This is a genomic window from Bradyrhizobium sp. SZCCHNR1093 (genome assembly GCF_032381175.1).
Taxonomy (GTDB): Bacteria; Pseudomonadota; Alphaproteobacteria; order Rhizobiales; family Xanthobacteraceae; genus Bradyrhizobium.
On record NZ_JAUHJJ010000004.1, the window covers coordinates 394,703 to 419,432 of the forward strand.

A 24,730-nucleotide genomic window follows, 5' to 3' on the forward strand; every position below is an offset into this window, starting at 1 on the left:
CCAGGCTTCGCTATGGGCGTCCCGCTCAGCTCCGATTCAGCGACAGGCTGATGCGGGTGACGATGCCGTCCCAATCGCGCTCCCAGGCCCGGGGGTAGTTGATCAGCACGCAGTGGACATAGCCCCCAACGAAGTTGCAGCGATTATACCAGACGTAGTCGCCCTTGTAGCTCGACACCGCGAAGAAGCGCGAGGTGACGCGCTTGTACTGGATGTTCGGCGGCGGGTTCTTCTGGGCGAGGAATCGCGCCGGCGACTCCCGGGTGTCATCGGGCATCGACTGCACGGTCAGATTGGCGCGACCGTCCGCGGTCTGGAAGCGCTGGCCGTAGCCCTCGGGTTGGCCCGCCGTGTCGCTGAAGATCGAGACGGGAATGTCGACCGACGTGCCGGTCTCCGGGATCCTATAGGTGTTCCAGCGCACCGATTCGGCCGGCGCGGCGTTGCTCCAGCACGCGGCGCATGCAAGCACAGCCATGGCCTTGATGATCGGATTCATGTCTGTCGTCCCCAACGGCTTGAGAAAACATGACGTTGAACCACCTTCGCGGCTCAGCGAAGGCAGCGTCCGCCATCAGCGGCAGGCGAACGCGCGACCCCAGTCGAAGGTTCATGGCTCCCGCAGGTCCCGTGCTCGATCGCTCCTCATCATTGAACCTGGGATGGAGCGACGTTCCGGGTTGCCGTCGGGCCGTCACCCGCCATGAGTTCGTGCGTTCCGGTCTCGGCGGGCTGCTCAAGTCTCCGCAAGAACGCATCCAGTTGCGGCGCGAGTTGCGAAAGGAAAAACCTCGACCCTTCCGGGGTGAAATGGATGGTGTCCCAAACAATCGGCGTTTCCGCGTCGATCGTCAGCGGGCAACGCCTCTTGCTGCAAATCGTGTCGAGAATGGAAACGTATTGAACGAGCGGATACGCGCTGGCGATCTCCTTCAAACGGTCGTCCGCCTTGAACGCCCCCTCTCTCGGCAAGAGCGAATTGCCGATTGGGACGTGCGTCTGCTCATGGTTGAACAACGTCGAAGCCAAGGGAGCGGGGAACTCGATCGAAGGACCGAGGAGCAGAACTGGAACGCCGGCTTCCTGAGCTGCCGCCAGCAGCGCGTTCAAATACCGATCGACGCGCCGTGCAGGAGGCTGGCCGTAGGTTTCGAGATAGGCGCGCCAATTGCCGGAAAGAACGACGCCGTCAAAGCCGTGGGCCCTGATCTGATCGCGTAGCAGCTGATTGACGTCGTTGCAGTTTCGCGAGGTGCTCAGCTTGAGCTCGACGAACGGGGGACAGGCCGCTGACGTACGCTGCAGAAGATGATAGGCATCGGAGGATAGGTAGCTGCGCAATCCCCAGGCATAATGTGCGGCGAGACTGTCGCCGGCGAGCAGAATGTTGCGCTTGTTTGCGGCCGGCTTCAGGCACGCATCAAAGTCGTAGGCCGATGGCGGCTCATCGGGCTGCAAGAAGCAGCTGTGCGCACGATAGAACGGCTCCATCGTCCGGGAATCGTACCGGAGCATTCGTGCCTGGGATTGCGGGAAGCGATCGGCGTAGCCGTCATGAGCGATGCCGTGAACTCCGACCGCGATCAGGACGACGGCAATGCCCGCGATCACCGGGGAGCCACGCACGCCAACCCACTCCGTTCGCGCGCGTGCCGGCCGCTCGACGATGACGTAAGAGAGATAGGCCAGCAGCAGCGAGCACAGCAGGAGCCCGGCGGTGGCAAACGCCGAGGGCGCGACATCGAGCGGCAGCGCGGCCCTGCCGAGGACGAACACCGGCCAATGCCAAAGATAGAGCGAATAGGACAGACGGCCGAGAAAGGCTCCGGTCTCGCGGAACGGCAGCCGGGGCCTGCCCTGCTTCTGATTGAAGGCGACAATATAGAACGCAGTACCGAGACAGGGAATTAGCGCATGCAACCCGGGGAATCGTGTCTCCGCGCGGAAGATGACCACGGGAATCAGCATGGAGCCCATGCCGGCTGTCGCAAGGATGAGACGCGCCTCGCTTCTGACCGGTGACCATCGATGCAGAAAGAACGCGATGCTTCCGATCAAAAACTCCCAGGCCCGCAGCGGGGCGATGTAGAAGGCGGCAGAGGGCGATTGCTTGATCCAAAGCTCATCGAGCACGCACAGCGCGACCGTTCCGGTGACGACCAGTCCGAGCGACAGCTTCGACGTTGGGTCGGGAAACAGCCTGCTCCAGAGCCAAGTCACGACCGGAAACAGGAAGTAGAACTGCTCCTCCACCGACAATGACCAAGTGTGGATGAGAACCTTCCCGATCGTTGGAAGATCGAAATAGCCGGTCTGCGACCAGAAGAAGATGTTCGACGAAAACAGAAGCGTAGAGACCGCGCTTCCGAAAAACATTCGGTAGTCGCCAGGAGGCGCAAAGAACCACGCGACTATCCCGGTGACGACAATCATCAGGTAGAGCGCCGGAAGCAGGCGCCGCGCCCTTCGTTCGTAGAAGGCGATGAACGAAAACGAATTGGATTGAATGCCGGTCCAGATGAGCCGGGAGATCACATAACCGGAGATGACGAAGAAGATATCGACGCCGACAAACCCGCCGCCAAAGCCTGGCAACTCGAAATGAAATCCAATGACCGAAATCACGGCTACGGCGCGCAGCCAATCGATGTCCGGCCGGTACTCCAAATCCTTTGTGCGCGTCATGCTGGTAGCCTGGGCGGGCCGTTCGCCCTAACGAGTTACCTGCTGACATGTCCGCAAATGGATTGCAACGTTCCGAAACACACGGAAATACCGTTCTTGGTTGGTGTATCCGAATTGCCGCACTATCCCACGGTCCCGCCGCGTGGGGACGCCGACGGATCGCAGGCCCAGCGGGAGGCCATTCGCCTGCGGGGGTGCATCCCGCGAGCATCAAGAGAACTCGCACTCGGTCCCGATCCCGGTGCTGACTTCGAGGCGGTGATTGGAAGCCCGACGCGCCAGAGAGAATGGCAGCACCGTCAAGGCCAACATGCCGGCAAGCCGGATCATTCACTGCGCCAGCGCGCCCCCGCCCGACGCAGCTTTCGACACAAGGACCGCTTGTGTGTCCGTGACTGACCAGCCCTCCGCCTTGATTGCCCCGGCCTAGCAACGCGCTGTCGTCACGCGGGCAGACGTGCCGCGCGTACTCCCGCGATCATCATCCACGAAACGCCTGCCACGCTGACGCCTCAACTAGGCTCGACGCGAGACGCACGCGGGATCCACGCTCGATGATTGTGCGGCTGTTGTTTGATGAGCACACCCACCCGCGAGATTTCAGCGACCGCCTTCCGTCGTCACCACTCACATGATACCAGTCATGCCAAAGAAGCTGGCGAGCGAGTGGCGACATCGCCATAGCCGTTAACACCTCGCCACAAATCGGCCGAGGTCGAGGTGGGCTGCCTCTATACTTCGAGTTGCTTTTGCAACCGCATTGGCGTCGTACCTCGGACAGTGCTTATCGGCACCGGCCCGCGCAGGCTGAGCGCGCCTAAACCGCTTCCCTGAAGGAATTTGGCTTAAAAACGTGCGACGCCGCGTCTCCGCAACCTGGCAACTTCTTTCAACAGCCAAAACGTGCAACAATACTGCACGCAACTAATATCAACCTCAGATTTAATTTACTGATCATTTACTTTCCGCAACTTTGCCCCAAAAACTGCACGATGCTGGGTTCCTCTTTCACAATTAGAACTCTTCTGGGGCCCTACAAAACCACCTCCCCAGAAACGGGATCTAACAACCTCGGATATACTTTTCAAAACTCACTCTCCGTCTTCGTTTCGCGTACAGAGGTCCCACAATGACAACACTCATCAAGGCTCTCCCGACCCATCTCGAAGAGACTCGTATCGACTCCGAGAAGCTGCGCACGATCCTGATGCTCTGCGGCGCCACTGCGTTTGGCTTCATTCTCCACGCCACCTACGGTCTCGATCTCAGCTACGCCTTCTTCTGATTTGATCAGTCTGCCGGTCGAGGCTGGCGGCTCTTCATTGCCGGACGCAATCGGCGTCGGTCCGGGCTCGCGGGGTTGTTGAACGGCCCCGCGCGTCGCCTTTTCGAAGTGATACGCGCCACGCGAAGAATATGGCAGATGCCGTCCATTGCAGGCTTGATCGTGCTTTTGCACAGCTTGGCCGCGCCGCTCCCACAATTCCGCCGCGACGACGCGACACGCTGAGGGTGTTGAGGATTGCGGTTGCTTGAGGACGAGTAGCGTCATGCGTTCACCAGTATATGATCTCTATCAGATGAAGCAGGATCGCTTGCCGAAAGGAGCTCGTTCGGCATGGCTGAGGACGAGGCCGAATGAGCCGCCGCCCGCCGCCGACGACTGGGTCTTCGTCGGCAAGGAACGGCATCCGAGCCGGTGGACGGTCGCGGAGATGAATGAAAAAGGCACCTGCTACCGCGAGATCCCGATCTGGCTGTCGAGCCGCCGCAGCATGATGGCTGGATCGGCGGCCGAAAGCGGCGCTCAGCCGCCGGCCGCCTGAGATTCATCGGAGATCGCTGACGATGGCCGCTACGCGCCACGTTCGTCAGCAAGCCTCGCCAGGGCAATGAACGGGATCGGCGGTCCTACGCGAGTTGGACGCCGTAATAGTCGTCGACCTTGCGCCCCGCCCCGGCATCCCCCCAGTCCCACTCACGCTCGTCGGAATATTTCGGCGCGCCTCGCAGTTGGTTCTCGGTCACGCCGGTAACGTAGCCGCCGAGTCGCGTGTCGTACTTCAGGGATTGCCAGGGCAACGGGTAGTGATCATTCCCAAGCCCGAGGAAACCGCCGAAGCCCAGGACGGCATACGAGACCCGCCCGCTCAGCTTGTCGATCATCACGCGTTCGATGGTGCCGATCTTGGTGTCGTCGGCGCCATAAACGGCCGTGCCTTCGACCTTGTCGCTTCCAATCAGGTTGCCATATTCGCGTTCATCGAGCATCGACGTCATGTGGTCCTCCCGGTGCGAGTGGATCGATAACGTTCGGCCGTCACCGGCCGTTCCCAAGAGCCTGAGCGCTCTCAGTCGGCCTCCGACGGGTTACCGTCCTGCTCGGGATGACGTGTCGCCTCGCGGGACGGAGCATCCGGAGATGTGGTCTTATGAACCTGCTGCGCACGCTCCTTGTCGGCGGGCTGATCCTCACCGCGTCCTGTCCTGACGATGCCTTGGCCTTGCTGCGCCATCGGATGGCTCTCCTTGGTTGGTGATCCACGAAGGGCGCCGGATTGGATAGCGCTGACGCCGCTGCGATTCGATCGAAACGACGCGGGCCGCGCCTGTTCGTTCCCTCCTTGAGCCAACAGGCCGCAGAGCCGACCGCGCATCTGGCGCAACACGGTGCTTGAGCGATCCAAATGAAACGTTGGCGATCTCAGGCTGTTGACCACGTCCCTCGAGAGGAGACGTTCTGCCGGCGGCTGGTGCAACGGGCCGTCGAAGCACGCGGCGGACTCGACATTGTCGTCAATAACACCCGCGCGGCAGCAGACGCGTCAGTCGACCCTGGATGTCTCGTCCGAAGATTTCGACGCGACGATGAAAACCAATATCTATGCCCCGTTCTGGATCATCAAGGCCGCCCTGCCCCATCTGAAGCCGGGATCGGTCATCATCGGCACCTCGTCCGAGCAGGCCTATGATGGCTCTGCGGATCTCTACGACTATGCGCGAACAAAGGCGGCGACCATGAACTATGTGAAGTCATTGGCCAAGCAGCTCGGACCGAAGGCCATACGCGTGAACACCGTCGCGCCCGGGCCGATCTGGACGCCGCTTCAGGTCTCCGGCGGGGCCACGATGGAGAAGATGGAGAAGTTCGGCTGCCGCTGGTTCAGATGTGGGTGATGGGCTGCGGCAGCGAATACGCTTCCGTATGCACCTGACGAATTGTCGTGAACGCGGCGACGGCCGAGGCCAGGCTGAAGGCCGTCAGCAGCGCAACGAGAACGGTGCGGGGGGTCATGGGACGCTCCTCCATCCAGATTGGTTACTCGCGTAGCGCGGTCCGGGACTCGCCGAGCGGTGCGATTTCGCCATCGAGCCAATCCTGCTGGAGCGCGAGCGCTTTCCAGCCTTGAGCCATGCGTCGATAGCGCCGGAACGCCGGCTCTCCCTCGGCGCGCTCCGCGAGCTGGAGACAGTTGTCTGCGTTCTCTCTGAAAAGATCCGATCGTTTCATCTCAATCAGCTGGGAGCCACGGCGGACCGCCGCAACTCTGTTACACGATATTAATGTTCGCTCTGCGCTGGTGGAACATGGCGCACGTTGCAGCGCGGGCCCTGCTCAGAAGCGACGCGACACTGCCATCGTGAAGGGCCTGCATTCTTAGGCGTCTCGGGATCTTCGGATCCGTCGGCATCCCGGCGCCATTGCTTCCGGCATCCCCGTCTCTGCCGTGGTTTCCATTGCTAGTCCCCTTCGGAGGCATCAAGACGGCAGCAATAGCGAACTTGAGGCGGGTTCTCCTCTTACTCGAATGAGACGCGCCCCCTTTCCCCGTTCCAATGGAAATCGCCTCCTTCGTCAGCGACGAATACATGGGAACCCTTTTCCTGGATTGGAGTTGAAGCACTCGCGCCAGTAAAGGCCGGTTCCATTAGCCTTGGAAATCGGCATCCTGGCTTGATTTGAGTAGTTGCGGCGGCTTCTATGGCCGCCGGCTATCCGAGTCTCGGATTTTTGCTGGTAGACGGTCTGCCACGGGGAACTTGATGAGCGATCTCGATTCTGCTGCCGGTCCGATGCCCGAGCGCCAAGGGTTTGGCCGCCAAGGCAACGGAGCCGAGGCGGCCGATGCCAGCCAGGACCTGCTCCGCGCTCTCCAGGCCATGCGTTCCGGAGATTTCTCCGTGCGTATGGGCGGCGACTATCTCGGCATCGACGGCAAGATCGCCGACACGTTCAACGAGATCATTGCGGCCAACGAGCGGATGGCGCAGCAGCTCGAGCGCGTCGGCCAGGTCGTGGGACGGGAGGGAAAGACGCGCCAGCGCGTGCGGTTCGGGATCGCAAGCGGCTCCTGGGCGGATATGGAGAGCTCGATCAACACGTTGATCGACGATCTTCTATGGCCCACCCGTGAGGTGACTCGCGCGGTCGCCGCCGTGGCCCAAGGCGACCTCCTGCAGACCGTGAAACTGGACGTCGATGGCCGGCCTCTGGGCGGCGAGTTCCTGCAGTCGGCGACCATCGTCAACACGATGATCAAGCAGCTCAGCGTCTTCACGTCCGAAGTGACCCGCGTGGCGCGCGAGGTCGGCACCGAGGGCAAGCTCGGCGGCCAGGCCCAGGTTCCCGAAGTCACGGGCGTCTGGAAGGACCTCACCGAGAGCGTCAACTCGATGGCCAACAACCTGACCGGCCAGGTCCGCAATATCGCGGAGGTGACGATCGCGGTTGCCAATGGCGACCTGTCGAAGAAGATCACGGTCGACGTGCGTGGTGAAATTCTGCAGTTGAAGGAAGCCATCAACACGATGGTCGACCAGCTGCGCTCGTTCGCGTCGGAGGTGACGCGCGTGGCGCGCGAGGTCGGCACCGACGGCAAGCTCGGCGGCCAGGCCATCGTTCCCGGCGTTGCCGGCACCTGGAAGGACCTCACCGACTCCGTCAACGCGATGTGCGGCAACCTCACCGCTCAGGTCCGCAATATCGCCAACGTCACCACTGCGGTCGCCCGCGGTGACCTGTCACGCAAGATCACGGTCGACGTGCGCGGCGAGATCCTGGAGCTGAAGGACACCATCAACACGATGGTCGACCAGCTCAACGCCTTCGCCTCCGAGGTGACGCGCGTGGCGCGCGAGGTCGGCACCGAGGGCAAGCTCGGCGGCCAGGCGCAGGTGCCCGGCGTTGCCGGCACCTGGAAGGATTTGACCGACAACGTGAACTTCATGGCGTCGAACCTGACGGCACAGGTCCGCAACATCGCCGACGTCGCGACCGCCATCGCCAGCGGCGATCTATCAAAGAAGATCACGGTCAACGTCTCCGGCGAGATCCTTCAGTTGAAGGAGACGCTGAACACGATGGTCGACCAGCTCAATGCGTTCGCCGGCGAGGTCACGCGCGTGGCGCGCGAGGTCGGCACCGACGGTCGGCTCGGCGGCCAGGCCAACGTGCTCGGCGTTGCCGGCACCTGGAAGGATCTCACCGAGAGCGTCAACTCGATGGCGTCGAACCTGACGGCGCAGGTCCGCAACATCGCCGAGGTGACGACCGCTGTCGCCAATGGCGACCTGTCGAAGAAGATCACCGTCGACGTGCGCGGCGAGATTCTGGAGCTGAAGGACACCATCAACACGATGGTCGACCAGCTCAACGCCTTCGCGGGCGAGGTGACCCGCGTCGCCCGCGAGGTCGGCACCGAGGGCAAGCTCGGCGGGCAGGCCATGGTGCGCGGAGTCGCCGGCACCTGGAAGGACCTGACCGACAGCGTCAACTCGATGGCCTCGAACCTAACAGGCCAGGTCCGCAACATCGCGGAGGTCGCCACCGCCGTCGCCAAGGGCGACCTGTCGAAGAAGATCACGGTCAACGTCTCCGGCGAGATCCTTCAGCTGAAGGAGACGTTGAACACGATGGTGGACCAGCTCAACGCCTTCGCCGGCGAAGTGACGCGCGTGGCGCGCGAGGTCGGCACGGACGGCAAGCTCGGCGGACAGGCCGAGGTGCCCGGCGTCGCCGGCACCTGGAAGGATCTCACCGACAGCGTCAACTCGATGGCCGGCAATTTGACGGCGCAGGTGCGCAACATCGCCGAGGTGGCAACGGCCATCGCCGGAGGCGACCTGTCGCGTAAGATCACCGTCGACGTGCGCGGCGAGATCCTAAGCCTCAAAGAGACGCTGAACACGATGGTCGATCAGCTCAACCGCTTCGCGGGCGAGGTGACGCGCGTCGCGCGCGAGGTCGGCACCGAGGGCCGGCTCGGCGGCCAAGCCAACGTGCCCGGCGTCGCCGGCACCTGGAAGGATCTCACCGACAGCGTCAACTCGATGGCCGGCAATCTGACGGCTCAGGTCCGCAACATCGCCGAGGTGACCACGGCGGTGGCGCGCGGCGACCTGTCGCGCAAGATCACCGTCGACGTGAAGGGCGAGATCCTCGAGCTGAAGAACACCATCAACACCATGGTCGATCAGCTCAACGCCTTCGCCTCCGAAGTGACGCGCGTGGCGCGCGAGGTCGGCACCGAAGGCAAGTTGGGCGGCCAGGCCGAGGTGCCGGAAGTCGCGGGCACCTGGAAGGATTTGACCGACAGCGTCAACTTCATGGCCTCGAACCTGACGGCCCAGGTGCGCAACATCGCCGAGGTCGCGACCGCGATCGCCGGCGGCGACCTGTCGAAAAAGATCACCGTCGACGTGCGCGGCGAGATCCTGCTGCTCAAGGACACCCTGAACACGATGGTGGAGCAGTTGCGCTCGTTCGCGGCCGAAGTGACGCGCGTCGCGCGCGAGGTCGGCACCGAGGGCCGGTTGGGCGGCCAGGCCGTTGTGCCCGGCGTCGGCGGCACCTGGAAGGACCTGACCGACAACGTCAACCTGCTCGCGGCCAACCTGACCACGCAGGTCCGCAACATCGCCGAGGTGACCACCGCGGTGGCGCGCGGCGACCTGTCGCGCAAGATCACCGTCGACGTGAAGGGCGAGATCCTGGAGCTGAAGAACACCATCAACACCATGGTCGATCAGCTCAACGCCTTCGCCGGCGAGGTGACGCGCGTGGCACGCGAGGTCGGCACCGAGGGCAAGCTCGGCGGACAGGCGCAGGTGCCGGGCGTTGCCGGCACCTGGAAGGACCTCACCGATACCGTGAACTTCATGGCCGCGAATTTGACCGAACAGGTCCGCGGCATCGTCAAGGTCGTGACCGCCGTCGCCAATGGCGATCTCAAGCAGAACCTCACGGTCAAATCGAAGGGCGAGGTCGCAGCGCTCGCCGAAACCATCAACAACATGACGGAGACGCTGGCGACCTTCGCCGACCAGGTGACGAGCGTTGCCCGCGAGGTCGGCGTCGAGGGCCGGCTCGGCGGCCAGGCCAACGTGCCCGGCGCGGCCGGCACGTGGAAGGATCTGACCGGCAACGTCAACCTGCTTGCGGCCAACCTGACATCCCAGGTGCGCGCCATCGCCGAGGTCGCGACGGCCGTGACCAAGGGCGATCTCACCCGCTCCATCCAGGTCGATGCCCGCGGCGAGGTGTCCGAGCTCAAAGACAACATCAATACGATGATCACCAATCTGAGGCTCACCACCGACCTCAACACGGAGCAGGACTGGCTCAAGACCAACCTGGCCAAGTTCACCAACATGCTGCAGGGCCAGCGCGACCTGACCACCGTCGGCCGCCTGCTGCTGACCGAGCTGACGCCGCTGGTGAACGCCCACCGCGGTGTGATCTACCAGGTCGAGACCGAGTCCACGCCACAGCTGCGCCTGCTTGCCTCATACGCCGATGACGGCATCTATCCTCACCGGACTCACGTCCAGTTCGGCGAGGGGCTGATCGGACAATGCGCGATCGACAAGCGACAGCGGCTCGTCTCCGAGATTCCATCCGACGTCATCCCCGTGGGCTCCGCCCTGCTCCGCGCCGTCCCGAAGAACCTCGTGGTGCTGCCGGTGTTGTTCGAGAACCAGGTCAAGGCGGTGATCGAGCTGGCGTCGCTTAGTTTGTTCACGACGTCGCAGATGACGTTCCTCGAGCAGCTCACCGACTCCATCGGCATCGTGCTCAATTCGATCGAAGCCACGATGCAGACCGAAGGGCTGTTGAAGCAGTCGCAGCAGCTCGCCGCGGAGCTTCAGACCCAGCAGCGCGAGCTGCAACAGACCAACGAGCAGCTCGAGCAGAAGGCGCAACAGCTCGCCGAGCGCAACGTCGAGGTCGAGCGCAAGAACCAGGAGATCGAGCAGGCCCGCCGCGCGCTCGAGGAAAAGGCGACCGAGCTCGCGCTGACATCCAAGTACAAGTCCGAGTTCCTCGCCAACATGTCGCACGAGCTGCGCACGCCGCTCAACAGCATCCTGATCCTCGGCCAGCAGCTGACCGAGAATCCGGACGGCAATCTCACCCTCAAGCAGGTCGAGTTCGCCCGCACCATCCATGGCGCCGGCACCGATCTGCTCAATCTGATCAGCGACATCCTCGATCTCTCCAAGATCGAGTCCGGCACCGTGACGGTCGATGCCGAGGAGATCCTCACCACCAACCTCCTGGAAACCGTGGGACGTCCGTTCCGCCACGAGGCGGAAAATCGCCTGCTCGCCTTCAACATCGACGTGGACCCGAACCTTGCGCGTAGCATCGTCACGGATTCCAAGCGCCTGCAGCAGGTGTTGAAGAATCTGCTCTCGAACGCCTTCAAGTTCACCGCCGAAGGAGGGGTGCGCTTGAAGGTATCTGCGGCGCTCGGCGGATGGAGCGCAGAACATCCGGTGCTCAACACTGCACCGGCCGTGATCGCGTTCGAAGTCTCGGACACCGGCATCGGCATTCCGCAAGACAAGCAGAAACTGATCTTCGAGGCGTTCCAGCAGGCGGATGCCGGCACGAGCCGCAAATATGGTGGCACCGGCCTCGGGCTCGCGATCAGCCGCGAGCTCGCCAACCTCCTGGGCGGCGAGATCCATCTCAAGAGCGCACCCGGCAAGGGCAGCACCTTCACGCTCTATCTGCCGCTCAAATATTCAGGTCCCGCAACGACGCCGCGCGTCAGTCCAGCATCGCCCGTTCCCTATGTTCAACCCCCAGCCCTACAGCAAGCGGCCGCGCCGGAACGCGGGATCGAGCCCCCGCCGGACGATCGTCTCGATCTCGAACCCGGCGATACGATCCTGCTCGTGGTCGAGGACGATCCGCACTACGCGCGCGTCCTGATCGACCTCGCGCGCGACAAGGGCTTCAAGGTGCTGATCGCCGGCCGCGGCGCCGAGGCGCTGGACCTCGCCAAGCAGTATCAACCGGCCGCGATCTCTCTCGACGTCTTCCTGCCGGACATGCTCGGCTGGACCGTTCTGAGCCAGCTCAAGCATAATCCGCTGACGCGGCACATCCCGGTGCAGATCATCACGCTCGACGAAGACCGCCAGCACGCTTTGGCGCGTGGCGCGTTCTCCTTTGTCAGCAAGCCCACGACAACGGAAGGCGTCAGCGCGGCCCTGTCGCAGATCAAGGAATACGCCAAGCCGCGACGCAAGCGGCTGCTGATCGTCGAGGACAACGCGGCCGAGCAACTCAGCATCCGCCAGTTGTTGGATCACGACGACATCGAGATCATCGCGGCGGATACGGGAGCTTCGGCGCTCGAGACGCTGCGCAGCGCGCCGTGCGATTGCGTGGTTCTCGATCTGCGGCTGCCCGACATGAGCGGGTTCGACGTACTCGATCAATTGCGCTCCGACGGTTTCTTATCGAGCGTTCCGGTGGTCGTCTTCACCGGGCGGGAATTGTCGGCCGAGGAGGATGCGGAACTGCATACGATGGCGCGCAGCATCGTCGTCAAGGGCGTCGAGTCGCCGGAGCGGCTGCTCGACGAGACGTCGTTGTTCCTACACCGTGTGATTACGGAACTGCCGCTCGAGAAGCAGCGCATGCTGGAGAAGCTGAACAGTTCCGACGAAGATCTGATCGGCAAGACGGTGCTGCTGGTCGACGACGACGCCCGCAACATCTTTGCTCTTTCCAGCGTGCTGGAACGCCGCGGCATGAAAGTGCTGACGGCGACCACCGGAAGCGAAGCGATCGACCTGGTGCAGAGCAATCCCGCGATCTCGATCGTCCTGATGGACATCATGATGCCGCAGATGGATGGTTACCAGACGATCGGCGTCATTAGGCAAAATCCCGCCTTCGTCCGGCTCCCCATCATCGCGTTAACCGCGAAAGCCATGAAGGGAGACCGCGAAAAGTGTCTCGAAGCTGGCGCCTCCGATTATCTGGCAAAACCCGTCAACACCGAGCAGCTGCTCCTTGCGATCCGCATGTGGCTGCACCGCTGAACGGTTCATCATGATGGAACATGCGAAGGTCAACATCCTCCTGGTCGACGATCAGCCGGCGAAGCTGCTGGCTTACGAGGTCATCCTGAAGGAACTCGGCGAGAAACTCGTAGTCGCCACCTCCGGGCGCGAGGCGCTCGAAATTCTGTTGAAGAACGAGATCGCGGTGATCCTCGTCGATGTCTGCATGCCCGAGCTCGACGGCTTCGAACTGGCGCAAATGATCCGTGAGCATCCGAGGTTCCAGAAGATTGCGATCATCTTCATCTCCGCCATCCAGGTGAGCGACTTCGATCGCCTTCGTGGCTATGAGATGGGCGCCGTCGACTACGTACCGGTTCCCGTCGTGCCGGAGGTGCTGCGCGCCAAGATCAAGGTCTTTGCCGAGCTCTATCGCAAGACACGCGAGCTGGAACATCTCAACCTTGAGCTGGAGGACCGGGTACGGGCCCGCACGGCCGAGCTTGAGCGATCGACAGCAAAGCTCGTCGAGAGCGAGCAGCGTCGGAGCATGGCGATCGCGGCCGGCAGGATGGGCTCGTGGGACTGGGACGGTGTCAATGGCGATTGGATGTGGGACGAGGGCCAGTACCGTATCTTCGGCGTCTCGCCTCAGAGCTTCGAGCTGAACACCGTGAACATCATGGCGCTCCTGCACCGGGAGGATGCCGAGCGTGCCCGCCAGGTGGTCGGGGAATTCAGCCGAGGCACGACATCGTATGAGGCTGAGTTCCGGATCAACCGGCCAGATGGCGAAGAACGCTGGTGCGTCGGAACAGCCGCAGCGACAACCGACAGGACCGGTCGCGTGATCCGCGTCAGCGGGGTCACGATCGACATCACCGAGCGCAAACGCGCCGAGGAACGCCAGAACCTGCTGACCCGCGAGGTCGATCATCGCGCCAAGAATGCGCTGACCTTGGCCCAGTCGATCGTTCGCCTGACAAAAGCCGACAGTGTGAAGACCTATGTCGACGCGGTAGAGGGGCGCATCAGCGCGCTGGCCCGCGTACACACCATCCTCTCGCTATCAAGCTGGGAAGGTGCGAAGATAAGCAGGCTGGTGGCCGAAGAACTCGCGCCCTATGCAACCGGCGGCCAGGTCGCCTTCGACGGCGCCGAGCTGCAACTCGAGCCGGCGACCGCGCAGACGCTGGCGCTGGCGCTGCACGAGCTGGTGACAAACTCGGCCAAATACGGCGCGCTGTCGGTCCGCTCCGGGCATCTCTCAGTCAAATGGACCATCGAGAATGAGCGCCTGGATCTGATCTGGATTGAAACCGGCGGTCCCTTGGTGCGCGCGCCGACCTCGCGCGGCTTCGGCACGCGCAGCCTGATGGCCAGTGTGGAAAGCCAGCTCGGTGGGCGCGCCTCGTTCGACTGGCGTCCCGAGGGATTGGTGTGCCGGCTGGTTGTCCCGCTCCGCCCCGGCGCGACCCCGCCGGAGATCACAAGCCCTTGCGCAACGGTGGCGCCGGGCGACGCACGACAACGGGCTGCGGGCTGACCGCTCCGGACGGCTCAGGCGGCCATGTCGCGCGAGATCCGGACCGGGATCGACTTGGCGGCGGGCACCTTGCTCCCCTCCGCGTAGTGCCATAGCGGAATCAATCCGTTGCATTCGGGGTAGTAGGCCGCGACGCTGTAGCGCGGAATGTCGAACGCCACCGCCTGAAGCCCGCCCAGCGAGCGCGCCACGCCGTCATCGGCCTCGGTCGAAAGCCGAACCAGTTCGCCCTGCTTGATGCCCAGATCAGCCATGTCGCTCGCGTTCATGAAAACGATCTGACGGCCACCCGTGACGCCGCGAAATCGGTCGTCCTCGTTGTAGATGGTGGTGTTGAACTGGCCGTCGGCGCGCAAGGTCATCAGCTGGTACACGCCATTGCCTTCCTCCGGCGGATTGAGTGCCGCCTTGGGCACGGTGAAGTTCGCCTTGCCGGTCGATGTCTTCCATTTGCGTTCGCGGGCGCCAATGGGCCGCGGAAAGCCGCCGGGCTGAAACAGGCGCTTGTTGAAGTCGTTGAACTGGTCGGGATAGGTTCGCTCGATGGCATCTCTGACGCGCGCGTAGTCGCCGACCCAGGCATCCCAGTCGACTCGCGGATTTGGCTTCAGGGTGGCCTTGGCGAGACCGGCGACAATGGCTGGTTCGGACAACAGGGTCTCGGCGACTGGCTGGCGCTGGCCGCGCGAGCCGTGAATGCAGGTAGTGGAGTCCTCCATCGAGACCGCCTGCTCTCCGCCCGCCTGCCGGTCGATTTCGATGCGGCCGAGGCACGGCAACAGATAGGTCACCTCGCCCGGAACGAGGTGACTGCGATTGAGCTTGGTTGCGATCTGCACCGACAGCCGCAGCTTCGACCATGCCGGCTCCATCAGCGAACGTTCCGGAACGGCGCGCAGGAAATTGCCGCCGAGGCTGACGACGCCCCTCACGTCGCCCTTGATGATGCCCTGGCAGGCATCGACCGTGCTGAGACCGTCCCAGCGCGGCGGCTCGAAGGAATAAAGCTCGGCCAGCTTGTCGAGCGGCACGAGCTTGGTCTTCTCCGAGATTCCCACGGTACGCTGCCCCTGCACGCTGGAATGGCCGCGGACAGGCGAGATACCCGCCCCGGGCTTCCCGATGTTGCCGCGCAATAGCAGCAGATTCACGATCATCTTGGCTGTCTCGACGCCATGGCGATGCTGGGTAATTCCCATCCCATAGTTGGCTATGACGGCGCGTGAGCCTGCGTAGACCTTGGCGGCCTCCAGAATAGCGCTGCGCGTGAGGCCGGAGGAGCGTTCGATATCGCTCCACGACGCCTGCCGGCAGCAGGTTGCGAAAGCTTCGAAGCCGGACGTGTGCTGCTCGATGAAGGCGACATCGAGCACGCGCGGGCTCTTGGTCGCGACCGCGGCATCATCCGCCTCGATCACGGCCTTGCACAATCCGAGTAGCGCCGCACCATCGCCGCCAATGCGCAGCTGATGATACTGCGTGCTGATCCGCGTTCCCCCGGTCAGCACCATTTGAATGGGATTTTGTGGATTGGTGAAGCGCTCCAGCCCACGCTCCCGCAGCGGATTGAACGTGATGATGGGCACGCCGCGTTGTGCCGCCTTCTGCAACGGATGCAGCATGCGCGGCGAGTTGGTCGTCGTGTTCTGGCCGAAGAAGAAGAAGCAATCTGCCTTGTCGAAATCCTGAAGGAGCACCGTACCGACGGGGACGCCAATCACCTCCGGCAGAGCCACTGATGTGGATTCGTGGCACATGTTGGAGCTGTCGGGAAAATTGTTGGTGCCGTACATGCGGCCGAACAACTGATACATGTAGCTGGTCTCGAGCGAAGCCCGGCCCGAGGTGTACATCACGACCGAATGCGGATCGAGATTGTTCAACTCCGCGCCGACGTCACGAAAGGCCTCCTCCCAGCTCACGGCGACATAGCGATCCGCCGCAGCATCGTAGCGCAGGGGATGAGCAAGACGCCCTTGCTCTTCCAGCTGATGATCCGACCATGTCCGCAACTCAGCTAGCGTGTGCCGAGCAAAGAACTCCGGTCGGACCGTCTTGCCGGTGATTTCCCACGCGGTTGCCTTGGCGCCATTCTCGCAGAATTCGAACGGGTGCGGCTTTGCCGGCTTGGCCCAGGAGCAGCTGACGCACATGAAGCCGCCTGGCTTGTTCTGTTTGAGCAGGATCTCGCTGCCGAGCAGCGTGACCTCCTCCTGCGTCAGGATGCTCGCGACCGCGCGCACCGATCCCCAACCGCCGGCCGGAGCCTTGTAGTCCTCGATTTTTGCTTTCTCACTCACGACACATCTCCGGGGGCCCGTTCAAGAGCGGCAAACCCGGGATGAGCAGCGAAGTTCCGACGTCTCACTGAACGTTGCGAGACTGAACGTTGCGAGGCTATCGTCGAGATCCCGCGGGCGAAGGTCCGCGCATAGGAATTGGGAACGACCCAGCCCGCCGCGAGTCATTTCCGTGCCTCTGGCGGCGTTCCCCCATCGCGCTGGAGGCACTCCGTGTGGACTGCGGCCCAGCGTTCGACCCCTCGGGCGCTGGGCCCGTCCCACTGAGGTAGCCGGGTTTTCTCCCGGCTTCCGATCTCAGCATCAAGCCGCGCTGCGCTTGAGATGGCGGCCTTCCTTGACCTCTTCGATAATCTTGGCGCTGAAGGCTTCCAGATCGCTGGGATTGCGCGAGGTGATCACGCCCTGATCGACCACGACCTCCGCGTCCTGCCACTGCGCGCCGGCATTGGCGACGTCCGTCTTGATCGATTTGTAGGACGTCATCTTGCGCCCCTTGGCAATTCCGGTCTCGATCAGGAGCCACGGCGCATGACAGACCGCAGCAACGATCTTCTTGGCTTCGAAGATCTCCTTGATGAACCGCAGTGCCTTCGGCTCCAGACGCAGCAGATCCGGATTGATCTGACCGCCCGGCAGCACGACGGCGTCGTAGTCCGCAGCAGAAGCCTGGTCCAAAGTCTTGTCGACCTTGACGGACCGTCCCCAATCCTTGTCATCCCAGCCCTTGATCTCGCCCGGCGCGAGCGAGATGATCTCGACGGTCGCGCCCGCCTGCTTCAAGCGGTCGCACGGCACTTCGAGCTCGGATTGTTCGAACCCGTTGGTCGCGAGGATCGCGATCTTCTTTCCCTTGATGTCCATTGAATTCTCCTGGAAATTCGACACCGCGGGCAACCTCGCGCTTGCGTCCATGTTCCGCCGGGCGGGCCGGACGGATCGTCACAACTGGTCGATCGGATCGGCAAGCTCCTGCGTGGAACCAGCCAGCACCTGCAGCAGTTTGTCTGGACGTGCCTGCCTCGAATGGACGGCCGGCTTTGAGCAGCGCGGCATCGCTGCCTCGATGGATCGCAATCTGGAGGCGCTCGTGCCCTACGCATTGTTTGAGAATGACGAACAGCTGACCCGTCCGTTTCGTACCGAGCGCGAGGTCTGGGAGGCTGCGGAACAGGCTGATCTCATCACGCTCGGCACGCACGGCGAAAAGATCCTGGACAACAATTTCGAGATCAAATCGTGCGAGGCTACCGCGGAAGAGCTCATGACCGTGCCGCCGGACATCGTCTTGCCCGAGGCTCGTACCTCCGAACCAGCGCCAACGACGGCAGCCAACAGGAAGTCGCAGGGCTCCGCACGCCCCAGCCAGGGTGCAACGGATCAGGATGAAGTCGGCTCGGGCGCGCCGAACAACGACCTGTCGCAAGCATCGAACCGCTGACGCACATCGGCCGGTCAGAGCCCTCGCGTCCGGAGGGTCCGTTTTTCGCTCTGGCTCCAGACGACTGGCATCGCTCCGCGATGCTCCCAACGCCGCCAGCATCTCATGCGTGCCGGGCGCCCCGCTGCTTGCGAGGCAGCAGGCTCGCCTGCTCCACCTTGCGCTGCTCGCGCTGCTGCCGCAGCCGCTCGAGAGTTTGCAGCATGCGCTGCAACAGCGCCTCGGCCGCGGCTGTCGCCACTCCGGCTCGCCGCAGTTGCAAGATTTCACGACGCTGCCGCCCGACCTGTAGACGCATTCGATCGATCTCGTCTCGGACCCAACACAGATCGCGCATGGAGCACCCATAGGCAAGCATCGCTGCAATCTAGAACAAATCATGAACTTACGCAAGCCACTCCACAGGCTGGGGCATCCGAACTGATTAATGAGATCGAGACGCTCGCGGGGGACTGGAGCGTTCGTGCCCCAAGTAATCAGGACAACAGATCGACAAATGGTATTCCCATGTTGCCGATGCCGGCCTGGAGCCGTCGCGAATCAAGACCTGGTTGTTTAGTCTTCGCGGCATTTCGCGGGAGTGCACCATGGTTGCGGACAGTGACAGCAAGGTTGCCTGGCATCGCGCCCAGCTCAAAAAGAATCGTGCGGTCTTGAAGCAGATCGAGACGGCCCGGTTCACCGTCGGCGAGAGCGCCGACGGGAAAGCGCTGGAACTGACCAAGCGGCAAGTGGCTGAGCTCCAGCTCAAGATTCGTGAGTCCGAGCAGGTCATTGCCCAGCACGATAAGCAGACGCGACGCCCGCTGGCGACCGACCTGCGTAGCCTCTCCAACGTCGCCTGGCGCAACTGGACGGGCAACGGCCCGCGCTGAGTGTGGGCTCCTGCTGCGAGTCAGTCGACGACATTCCGACGCACGCCTTCCACCCGAACCGTCGAGATGGTCGAAGGCTCGGACGGATTGTCCTCAGGCCTCCAGCGCCTCAGCCGCTCATCGCTCCTCCGGAGTGCATCGAGATCGATGCGTCTTTCCGCCAGAGCTTCCTTGGCGCAAGCAAGCACGCGATGGAACTGGGTCCCGTCATAGGCCACCAGCAAGAGATCGGCGCCGCCATTGAGCGCTTCCACAACGGCTTTGCACAGATCATTGCCATAGACCGCCCCCATGACCAGATCATCCGTCACGATCACGCCCTGATAGTTCCAGCGGCCGCGAATGAGGCCATCGAGCACGGCCTTGGAATGTGAGGCAGGCCGTTCTGGATCGATCGCATAGACCATCACGTGACCGACCATCATTGCCGCGTGCGAGCCCTGCAGCACTTGTCGGAACGGCCGCCAATCCGACTGTTCCAACACATCGACTGCCGTGTCGAGCTGTGCCGAGAAGTGATGCGTGTCCGCCGCGACGCGCCCGAGGCCAGGGAAGTGCTTCACCGCCGCGCGAACACCGCTTGCTTCCAGGCCGCGGACATAACCAAGCGCGATGTCGCCGACCACCGTGGGATCGTTGGAGATCGCGCGCCGGCCGATCAAGGTGTGGAAGTCCAGTCGGTTGCGCGTCCAGCTCGGGCGAAGGTCGACGACAGGAGCCAGATTGAGGGTGATGCCCGCAGCCGCGAGCGCCTCACCTTGGGTACGTCCCATCGCGAACGCATCCTGCGCGCGGCGAGAGGCCGGCAGATCGGCCAGCGTCGCGAGGCCGGGCATGTTCGGCAGGGTCGGAGACAGGTGTGCGACAGTGCCTCCCTCCTGATCCGCCGCAACCAGCAGGGGCGACAGCCCGGCGCTCCGGCGCTCGGCCTGCAATCGCGCGATCTCGGCGCGCAATTGAGGCTCGGTCCGGCCACGTACGTTGTGGTGTGTCACATAGACGCCCGCGATCAATCCCTGTCGCGCCAGCGCGGCGGCGTCGTCCACGGCCGTGTAGCCGACGATGAAATGCCGGCCGAGCAGATGCGCCACGTCCGGGGGCGTGCGGAACGTCTCGTACTTGCGCCAAGCAAACATGAACTGCGTCGACGTCAGCATGATCAGCGGAACACACCATGCCACGACGAGAGCGCGTCCGGCGGCATCCCGCCGCCACCGACCGCCGAGCATCAGTAGCAGCGGAACGGCAAGTCCTATGAGAAGCAGGGCTGCGTGGCCGCTGCCCCGCAGCCGAACCAGATAGGGCTCGTTGCTGTTCAGCGTGACGAAAATGAAGAGCAGAGCAAGAAGCCAGAGAACCGCGGTCCTGATACGTCCGAGCATGTGTGCAGCCGATCATCCCAGGGAAAGACGACCATTGCGTAACAATCACGCTTCCCCTGCGCCAGATGTGGAATCGCGTCTGCACGAAATCTGCAAACAAACCCTGAAATGCTGCAGACCATCTCCGGCACCGCTGCACACGCGGGGGTCATGCTCGCTTCATCGGCGGGCGCTGCCGACCGAGTCGTGATTCAACCAAGGACTACTTCAATGAAAGGCTCCGCCGAGCTGACGGCTTCCCCAGAGGCATCTGAGTCCATGTGGCACAAGTTCATCATCGCGATCGGCCTGCTCGGGCTCGCCGACATCCTGCTTTACGACCAGACGCTAGGCCTCTCCTTCCCGATCTTTGCGGCAGCGCTCTTCGCAGCCAGCCTCCTCGCCAATCACGACCGGATCCACCGCCCGCGCGCGATTCTTGCGAATATCGTCCTCGTTGCAGGCCTGTTGCCCGCGATCGAGGACCTGACGACGTTGTCGGTATTGATCGTCGTCCTCGGGACGATATCGGCCGTCGCCCTGTCGACCGATCCGGCCGCCGAAGGACTTCTCGTGCCGCTGAGCGCAGCACGGCAACTTCTTCTGATCGGACCGTTCCAACTGATCCCCGATACTTTGGCCACGCTTCGTGCCAACGATTTTACACGCATCGTGCTGACCTGGAGCATCCCCCTCGCCCTCAGCCTCGTCTTCATTCTCCTGTTCGCGGCAGCCAATCCCGTCATCGAGCAATGGCTCGACGAACTGCATCCTCAGCACATTGCGTCGAGCCTGAGCGTGGGCCGTCCCATCTTCTGGCTCCTGATGGTGTCCCTGATCTGGCCATTCATCAACTTGCGCAGGCGCCAACGAGGCAAGACGCAACGTCCTCCGATCGATCTCGATGGCGACGACCAGGCGCCGTCGGTCGTCAGCCCCCTCCTCAACCAGCAGACCGTCGTCCGCTCCTTGATTCTGTTCAACCTGCTGTTTGCGATCCAGACCGCCCTGGATGGCGTCTATCTGTGGGGACATGCGGCGCTTCCCAACGGAATGACTTACGCGACCTACGCCCACCGAGGCGCCTACCCGCTGATCGCTACGGCACTTCTGGCGGCCGCCTTTGTCATCGCCGCCGTCCGCTCGGGACAGGAGGGGTCGCGGCTCATCCGCCCGCTCGTCTATCTCTGGGTCGCACAGAACGTGATGCTGGTCGCATCCTCGATTCAGCGGGTCCACATCTATATCGAGAGCTATCTCCTGACGCAGTGGCGCATCGCGGCTCTGATATGGATGGCGCTGGTCGCCGTGGGACTGATCCTGATCATGGCGCGGATCATTCTGGAGAAGCCCAATGCATGGCTCGTGCGCATGAACCTGCTTGCGCTCGCGGCGACGCTTTACGGCTGCGCGCTGGTCAATTTCAACGGGCTGATCGCCGACTACAACGTGACCAACAGCCGTGAGGCAGGACGCAGCGGCTCTGCCATCGATAGGGACTATCTTTCCAGCCTCGGTACCCAAGCCCTGCCGGCCGTGCGGCGGGCCATGTTGCTGTTGCCGCAGGACGCCGGTCTGCCCCGGATCCACGACCGGCTGCTGGACCAGCAGGTGGCCGAAATGGCGTCGTGGCGATCCTGGAGTTTTCGCGGCTGGCGCTTGCAGCGCTATCTCGATAGACATCCTCTAACGCAGAATCCCAGTTGATGCCTCGCCGCGGAGCCCTGGCCGTGTCCCCCCGAATCCTCATTGTCGACGATGACGCGCATATCCGCGAGGTCCTGCGTGTCGCCGTGAGCAAGGCCGGCATGGCGGTGACGGAGGCGGCCGACGGTCGGGCCGCGCTGGTCAGGTTCGCTGAGGACCGGCCCGACCTCATCGTGCTCGACGTCGGCATGCCGGAGTTCGACGGGCTCGAAGTCTGCCGGCGCATCCGCCGGACCTCGCAGGTGCCGATCCTGTTCCTGTCGGCGCGCGACGAGGAGATCGACCGCATTCTCGGGCTCGAGATCGGCGGCGACGACTACGTGACCAAGCCGTTCAGCCCGCGCGAGCTGGTTGCCCGCGTCAACGTCATTCTCCGCCGGGTCAACTCCGGTGCTGCGGATCGTACGCTCGAACCGGAGGAGCTGGCGCACGGCAGGCTTCGTCTCGACTCGCAGCAGCATCTGGCGCGCTTCGGCGATACGCCGCTGACGCTCACAGCGCTGGAGTTCAGCATCCTGCGCACGCTGATGACGCGTCCTGCAGTCGTTTTCAGTCGCGAGCAGATCATGACCGCCGCCTATCAGCTCAACATCCAGGTCTCCGACCGAACGATCGACAGCCACATCCGCAACATCAGAGCGAAGCTCGCAGCCGCGCATTGCGACGACGCGATCGAGACCGTCCATGGCGTGGGCTTCCGGCTCGGCCGCTGCGGCGCCTCATGATCGCGCCCAAGCCCAGGGCGAAATGGCGGCCGTCGCTGGGACAGATCGTCTTCGGCGTGCTGGCGCTGGTCGCCACCCTGCCCCTGGTCGGGCTGTTCTTCTTTCGCATCTACGACAACCAGCTGATCCGTCAGACACAGGCAGAGCTGATCGCGCAGAGCCGTGTGCTCGCGGCGGTCTTTGCCGAGGAGGTGTCCGCGCGCCTTGCCGCTGGCCTTCCGCTCGGCGCCGAAATCCCGCCCGAGGCACGCCCCGATTCCGCAGACGAGGTGACACCCATCCGTCCCCTGCTCGATCTGCTGGCCAACGATCTGTTCGTCCGCCGCCCGGACGCCCGCGACGCGATCCATCCTGCGGATCCCGCCTATGTCGCGATTGGCGCGCGGCTGCTTCCGATCGTCAGGGAGACGCAGAAGGTCACCTTGGCCGGATTCCGTGTGCTCGATCCGCAAGGCGTCGTGATCGCCGGCCGCGATGAAATGGGCAAGTCACTCGCCCATATCGACGAGGTGGCTGCCGCGCTGAAGGGACGCTACAGCGCCGCGCTCCGCATTCGCATTCCGGACAAGACGCCGCCACCGATCTATTCGATCAGCCGCGGCGTCGGTGTCCATGTGTTCTCGGCCATGCCGGTGGTCGTCAACGATCGCGTCGCCGGCGTCATCTACACCTCGCGGACGCCCCGCAACATCTTCGAGCATCTTTATCAAGAGCGCGGCAAGTTCGTTGCCGCAGGCTCCGCCATTGTCCTCACGACGCTGCTGGTCGGCCTCATCGTGGCACGGACGATCACACGGCCGATGCGCGAGCTGGTCGATCGCGCCGGCAGGATCGGACGCAACGATCCCGCCGGTTTCCGCCCGCTCGCCCATTACGGCACCCGCGACTTCGCCGAGCTCGCCGAGCACTTCTTCGCCATGGCCGAGCAACTGGCCCAACGCTCCAACTACATCCGGAGCTTTTCCGCGCATCTGACGCACGAGCTCAAATCGCCGTTGACCTCGATCAAGGGCGCAGCCGAGCTGCTGCTCGACTCTCTGGCCAGTCCTTCCGAGACCTTGACACGCGCCGAGCAGGAGAAATTCCTCACCAACATCCTTGGCGACGCCGACCGCCTCGCGGCGCTGGCCCAACGCTTGCGCGAGCTGGCACGGGCGGAGACGGTGTCGACGGTCGAGGCCGGTAGCATAGCCGAGGCCGTCAGCACGCTGCGAGCGCGTTTCCCGTCGACCGTCATCGAGACGTCCGGCCCTGTCGAGCGCAGCACCATGCTCCCGAACGAGACCGCGCTGATCGTGCTCACGCATCTCGTCGACAACGCCGTCCGGCACGGCGCCCGGCGCATCCGCCTCGAGGCCGAGGAGAGCAAGGAGATGCTGATCGTCATCGCCAGCAATGACGGCGATCCGATCTCGCCGGAGAACCGCGACCGCATCTTCGATGCCTTCTTCACGACCCGGCGCGACAGCGGCGGTACCGGCATGGGGCTGTCGATCGTGCGCGCCATCATGGCAAGCCATGGCGGCGAGATCTCGCTGCGGCCGGGCGACAACGGTGTTGCGTTCGAGCTGCGGCTGCCGATCGAAGGCCCCATGACGTCGACCTGAGATAGCGCAGTCTATTGGCACCGCGTCAGAGTTGCCTCCGGTCGGTTCGTGGCAGCCGGCAATCCCCACCTCATTCAAGTCCCCGTCGGCGAAGATCTTCTCCCATTCGTTTGTATACGAGCAATATATGCCACGGTGCCGCCGGCTGCATGGACCGGCCGAGAATGCCGCAGATCTGCAT

19 protein-coding genes and 1 pseudogene are annotated in these 24,730 nt (G+C 63.3%); 10 read left to right on the forward strand and 10 right to left on the reverse strand.

Going from position 1 to position 24,730, the window contains the following annotated elements; all coding sequences use genetic code 11:
• Nucleotides 1-25 precede the first annotated feature (25 nt).
• A complete protein-coding gene (locus QX070_RS16455; protein WP_315738060.1) occupies nt 26-499 on the reverse strand; it encodes a hypothetical protein in 474 nt (157 codons plus the stop codon).
• A gap of 149 nt (nt 500-648) precedes the next feature.
• Nucleotides 649-2,685 (reverse strand): acyltransferase family protein, encoded by a 2,037-nt coding sequence (locus QX070_RS16460; RefSeq protein ID WP_315738061.1) that lies wholly within the window; start codon nt 2,683-2,685, stop codon nt 649-651.
• Nucleotides 2,686-3,814: 1,129 nt separating this feature from the next.
• Between QX070_RS16460 and QX070_RS16465 the strand changes: the two genes are divergently transcribed.
• Both QX070_RS16465 and QX070_RS16470 read left to right on the forward strand, forming a co-directional pair.
• Nucleotides 3,815-3,970, forward strand: a complete 156-nt coding sequence (locus QX070_RS16465; protein WP_315738062.1) for a hypothetical protein — start codon at nt 3,815-3,817, stop codon at nt 3,968-3,970.
• A 265-nt stretch (nt 3,971-4,235) separates the two neighbouring features.
• Entirely contained in the window at nt 4,236-4,511 is a 276-nt protein-coding gene (locus QX070_RS16470; protein ID WP_315738063.1) for a hypothetical protein, read from the forward strand.
• An 85-nt stretch (nt 4,512-4,596) separates the two neighbouring features.
• Here the strand turns inward: QX070_RS16470 and QX070_RS16475 are convergent, their stop codons facing one another.
• Both QX070_RS16475 and QX070_RS16480 read right to left on the reverse strand, forming a co-directional pair.
• Nucleotides 4,597-4,965, reverse strand: coding sequence for a PRC-barrel domain-containing protein (locus QX070_RS16475; RefSeq protein WP_315738064.1), 369 nt, complete (start codon nt 4,963-4,965; stop codon nt 4,597-4,599).
• Between the two features lie 71 nt (nt 4,966-5,036).
• Nucleotides 5,037-5,201 (reverse strand): hypothetical protein, encoded by a 165-nt coding sequence (locus tag QX070_RS16480; RefSeq protein WP_315738065.1) that lies wholly within the window; start codon nt 5,199-5,201, stop codon nt 5,037-5,039.
• Between the two features lie 210 nt (nt 5,202-5,411).
• On the opposite strand from QX070_RS16480, the pseudogene QX070_RS16485 reads away from it, so the two are divergent.
• Nucleotides 5,412-5,838, forward strand: a pseudogene (locus tag QX070_RS16485) (SDR family oxidoreductase); the annotation flags it as partial.
• 10 nt (nt 5,839-5,848) lie between these two features.
• Here the strand turns inward: QX070_RS16485 and QX070_RS16490 are convergent.
• Both QX070_RS16490 and QX070_RS16495 read right to left on the reverse strand, forming a co-directional pair.
• The gene (locus QX070_RS16490; RefSeq protein ID WP_315738066.1) at nt 5,849-5,980 is read right to left on the reverse strand and encodes a hypothetical protein; all 132 of its coding nucleotides are present in this window, start codon (nt 5,978-5,980) and stop codon (nt 5,849-5,851) included.
• Nucleotides 5,981-6,004: 24 nt separating this feature from the next.
• Nucleotides 6,005-6,196: a hypothetical protein gene (locus QX070_RS16495; protein WP_315738067.1), complete on the reverse strand. Its 192-nt coding sequence runs from the start codon at nt 6,194-6,196 to the stop codon at nt 6,005-6,007.
• A gap of 650 nt (nt 6,197-6,846) precedes the next feature.
• On the opposite strand from QX070_RS16495, the gene QX070_RS16500 reads away from it, so the two are divergent.
• Entirely contained in the window at nt 6,847-13,026 is a 6,180-nt protein-coding gene (locus QX070_RS16500) for a HAMP domain-containing protein (RefSeq protein WP_315738315.1), read from the forward strand.
• Nucleotides 13,027-13,039: 13 nt separating this feature from the next.
• The gene (locus QX070_RS16505) at nt 13,040-14,533 is read left to right on the forward strand and encodes an HWE histidine kinase domain-containing protein (protein ID WP_315738068.1); all 1,494 of its coding nucleotides are present in this window, start codon (nt 13,040-13,042) and stop codon (nt 14,531-14,533) included.
• 14 nt (nt 14,534-14,547) lie between these two features.
• Here QX070_RS16505 and QX070_RS16510 read toward each other — a convergent pair whose 3' ends face one another.
• Nucleotides 14,548-16,833 (reverse strand): FdhF/YdeP family oxidoreductase, encoded by a 2,286-nt coding sequence (locus tag QX070_RS16510; RefSeq protein WP_315738069.1) that lies wholly within the window; start codon nt 16,831-16,833, stop codon nt 14,548-14,550.
• Between the two features lie 303 nt (nt 16,834-17,136).
• Complete coding sequence (locus tag QX070_RS16515) at nt 17,137-17,697, reverse strand: type 1 glutamine amidotransferase domain-containing protein (RefSeq protein WP_315738070.1); 561 nt, start codon at nt 17,695-17,697, stop codon at nt 17,137-17,139.
• Here QX070_RS16515 and QX070_RS16520 point away from each other — a divergent pair.
• Entirely contained in the window at nt 17,690-18,274 is a 585-nt protein-coding gene (locus QX070_RS16520; protein WP_315738071.1) for a hypothetical protein, read from the forward strand. The two genes, QX070_RS16515 and QX070_RS16520, sit on opposite strands and share 8 nt — an antisense overlap.
• Nucleotides 18,275-18,377: 103 nt before the next feature.
• Here QX070_RS16520 and QX070_RS16525 read toward each other — a convergent pair whose 3' ends face one another.
• The gene (locus tag QX070_RS16525) at nt 18,378-18,572 is read right to left on the reverse strand and encodes a hypothetical protein (RefSeq protein WP_315738072.1); all 195 of its coding nucleotides are present in this window, start codon (nt 18,570-18,572) and stop codon (nt 18,378-18,380) included.
• Nucleotides 18,573-18,861: 289 nt separating this feature from the next.
• On the opposite strand from QX070_RS16525, the gene QX070_RS16530 reads away from it, so the two are divergent.
• On the forward strand, nt 18,862-19,149 hold the full coding sequence (locus tag QX070_RS16530) for a hypothetical protein (protein WP_315738073.1): 288 nt from the start codon (nt 18,862-18,864) through the stop codon (nt 19,147-19,149).
• Nucleotides 19,150-19,169: 20 nt separating this feature from the next.
• On the opposite strand, the gene QX070_RS16535 is transcribed toward QX070_RS16530, so the two are convergent.
• A complete protein-coding gene (locus QX070_RS16535) occupies nt 19,170-20,531 on the reverse strand; it encodes a glycoside hydrolase family 3 N-terminal domain-containing protein (protein ID WP_315738074.1) in 1,362 nt (453 codons plus the stop codon).
• Nucleotides 20,532-20,639: 108 nt separating this feature from the next.
• Between QX070_RS16535 and QX070_RS16540 the strand changes: the two genes are divergently transcribed.
• Genes QX070_RS16540 through QX070_RS16550 form a run of 3 tightly spaced genes read left to right on the forward strand, consistent with a single transcriptional unit; the run spans nt 20,640 to nt 24,549 of the window.
• A complete protein-coding gene (locus QX070_RS16540) occupies nt 20,640-22,217 on the forward strand; it encodes a DUF4173 domain-containing protein (RefSeq protein ID WP_315738075.1) in 1,578 nt (525 codons plus the stop codon).
• 23 nt (nt 22,218-22,240) lie between these two features.
• Nucleotides 22,241-22,942: a response regulator transcription factor gene (locus QX070_RS16545; protein ID WP_315738076.1), complete on the forward strand. Its 702-nt coding sequence runs from the start codon at nt 22,241-22,243 to the stop codon at nt 22,940-22,942.
• Complete coding sequence (locus QX070_RS16550) at nt 22,939-24,549, forward strand: ATP-binding protein (RefSeq protein ID WP_315738077.1); 1,611 nt, start codon at nt 22,939-22,941, stop codon at nt 24,547-24,549. Before QX070_RS16545 ends, QX070_RS16550 begins: the two co-directional genes overlap by 4 nt.
• Nucleotides 24,550-24,730 lie beyond the last annotated feature (181 nt).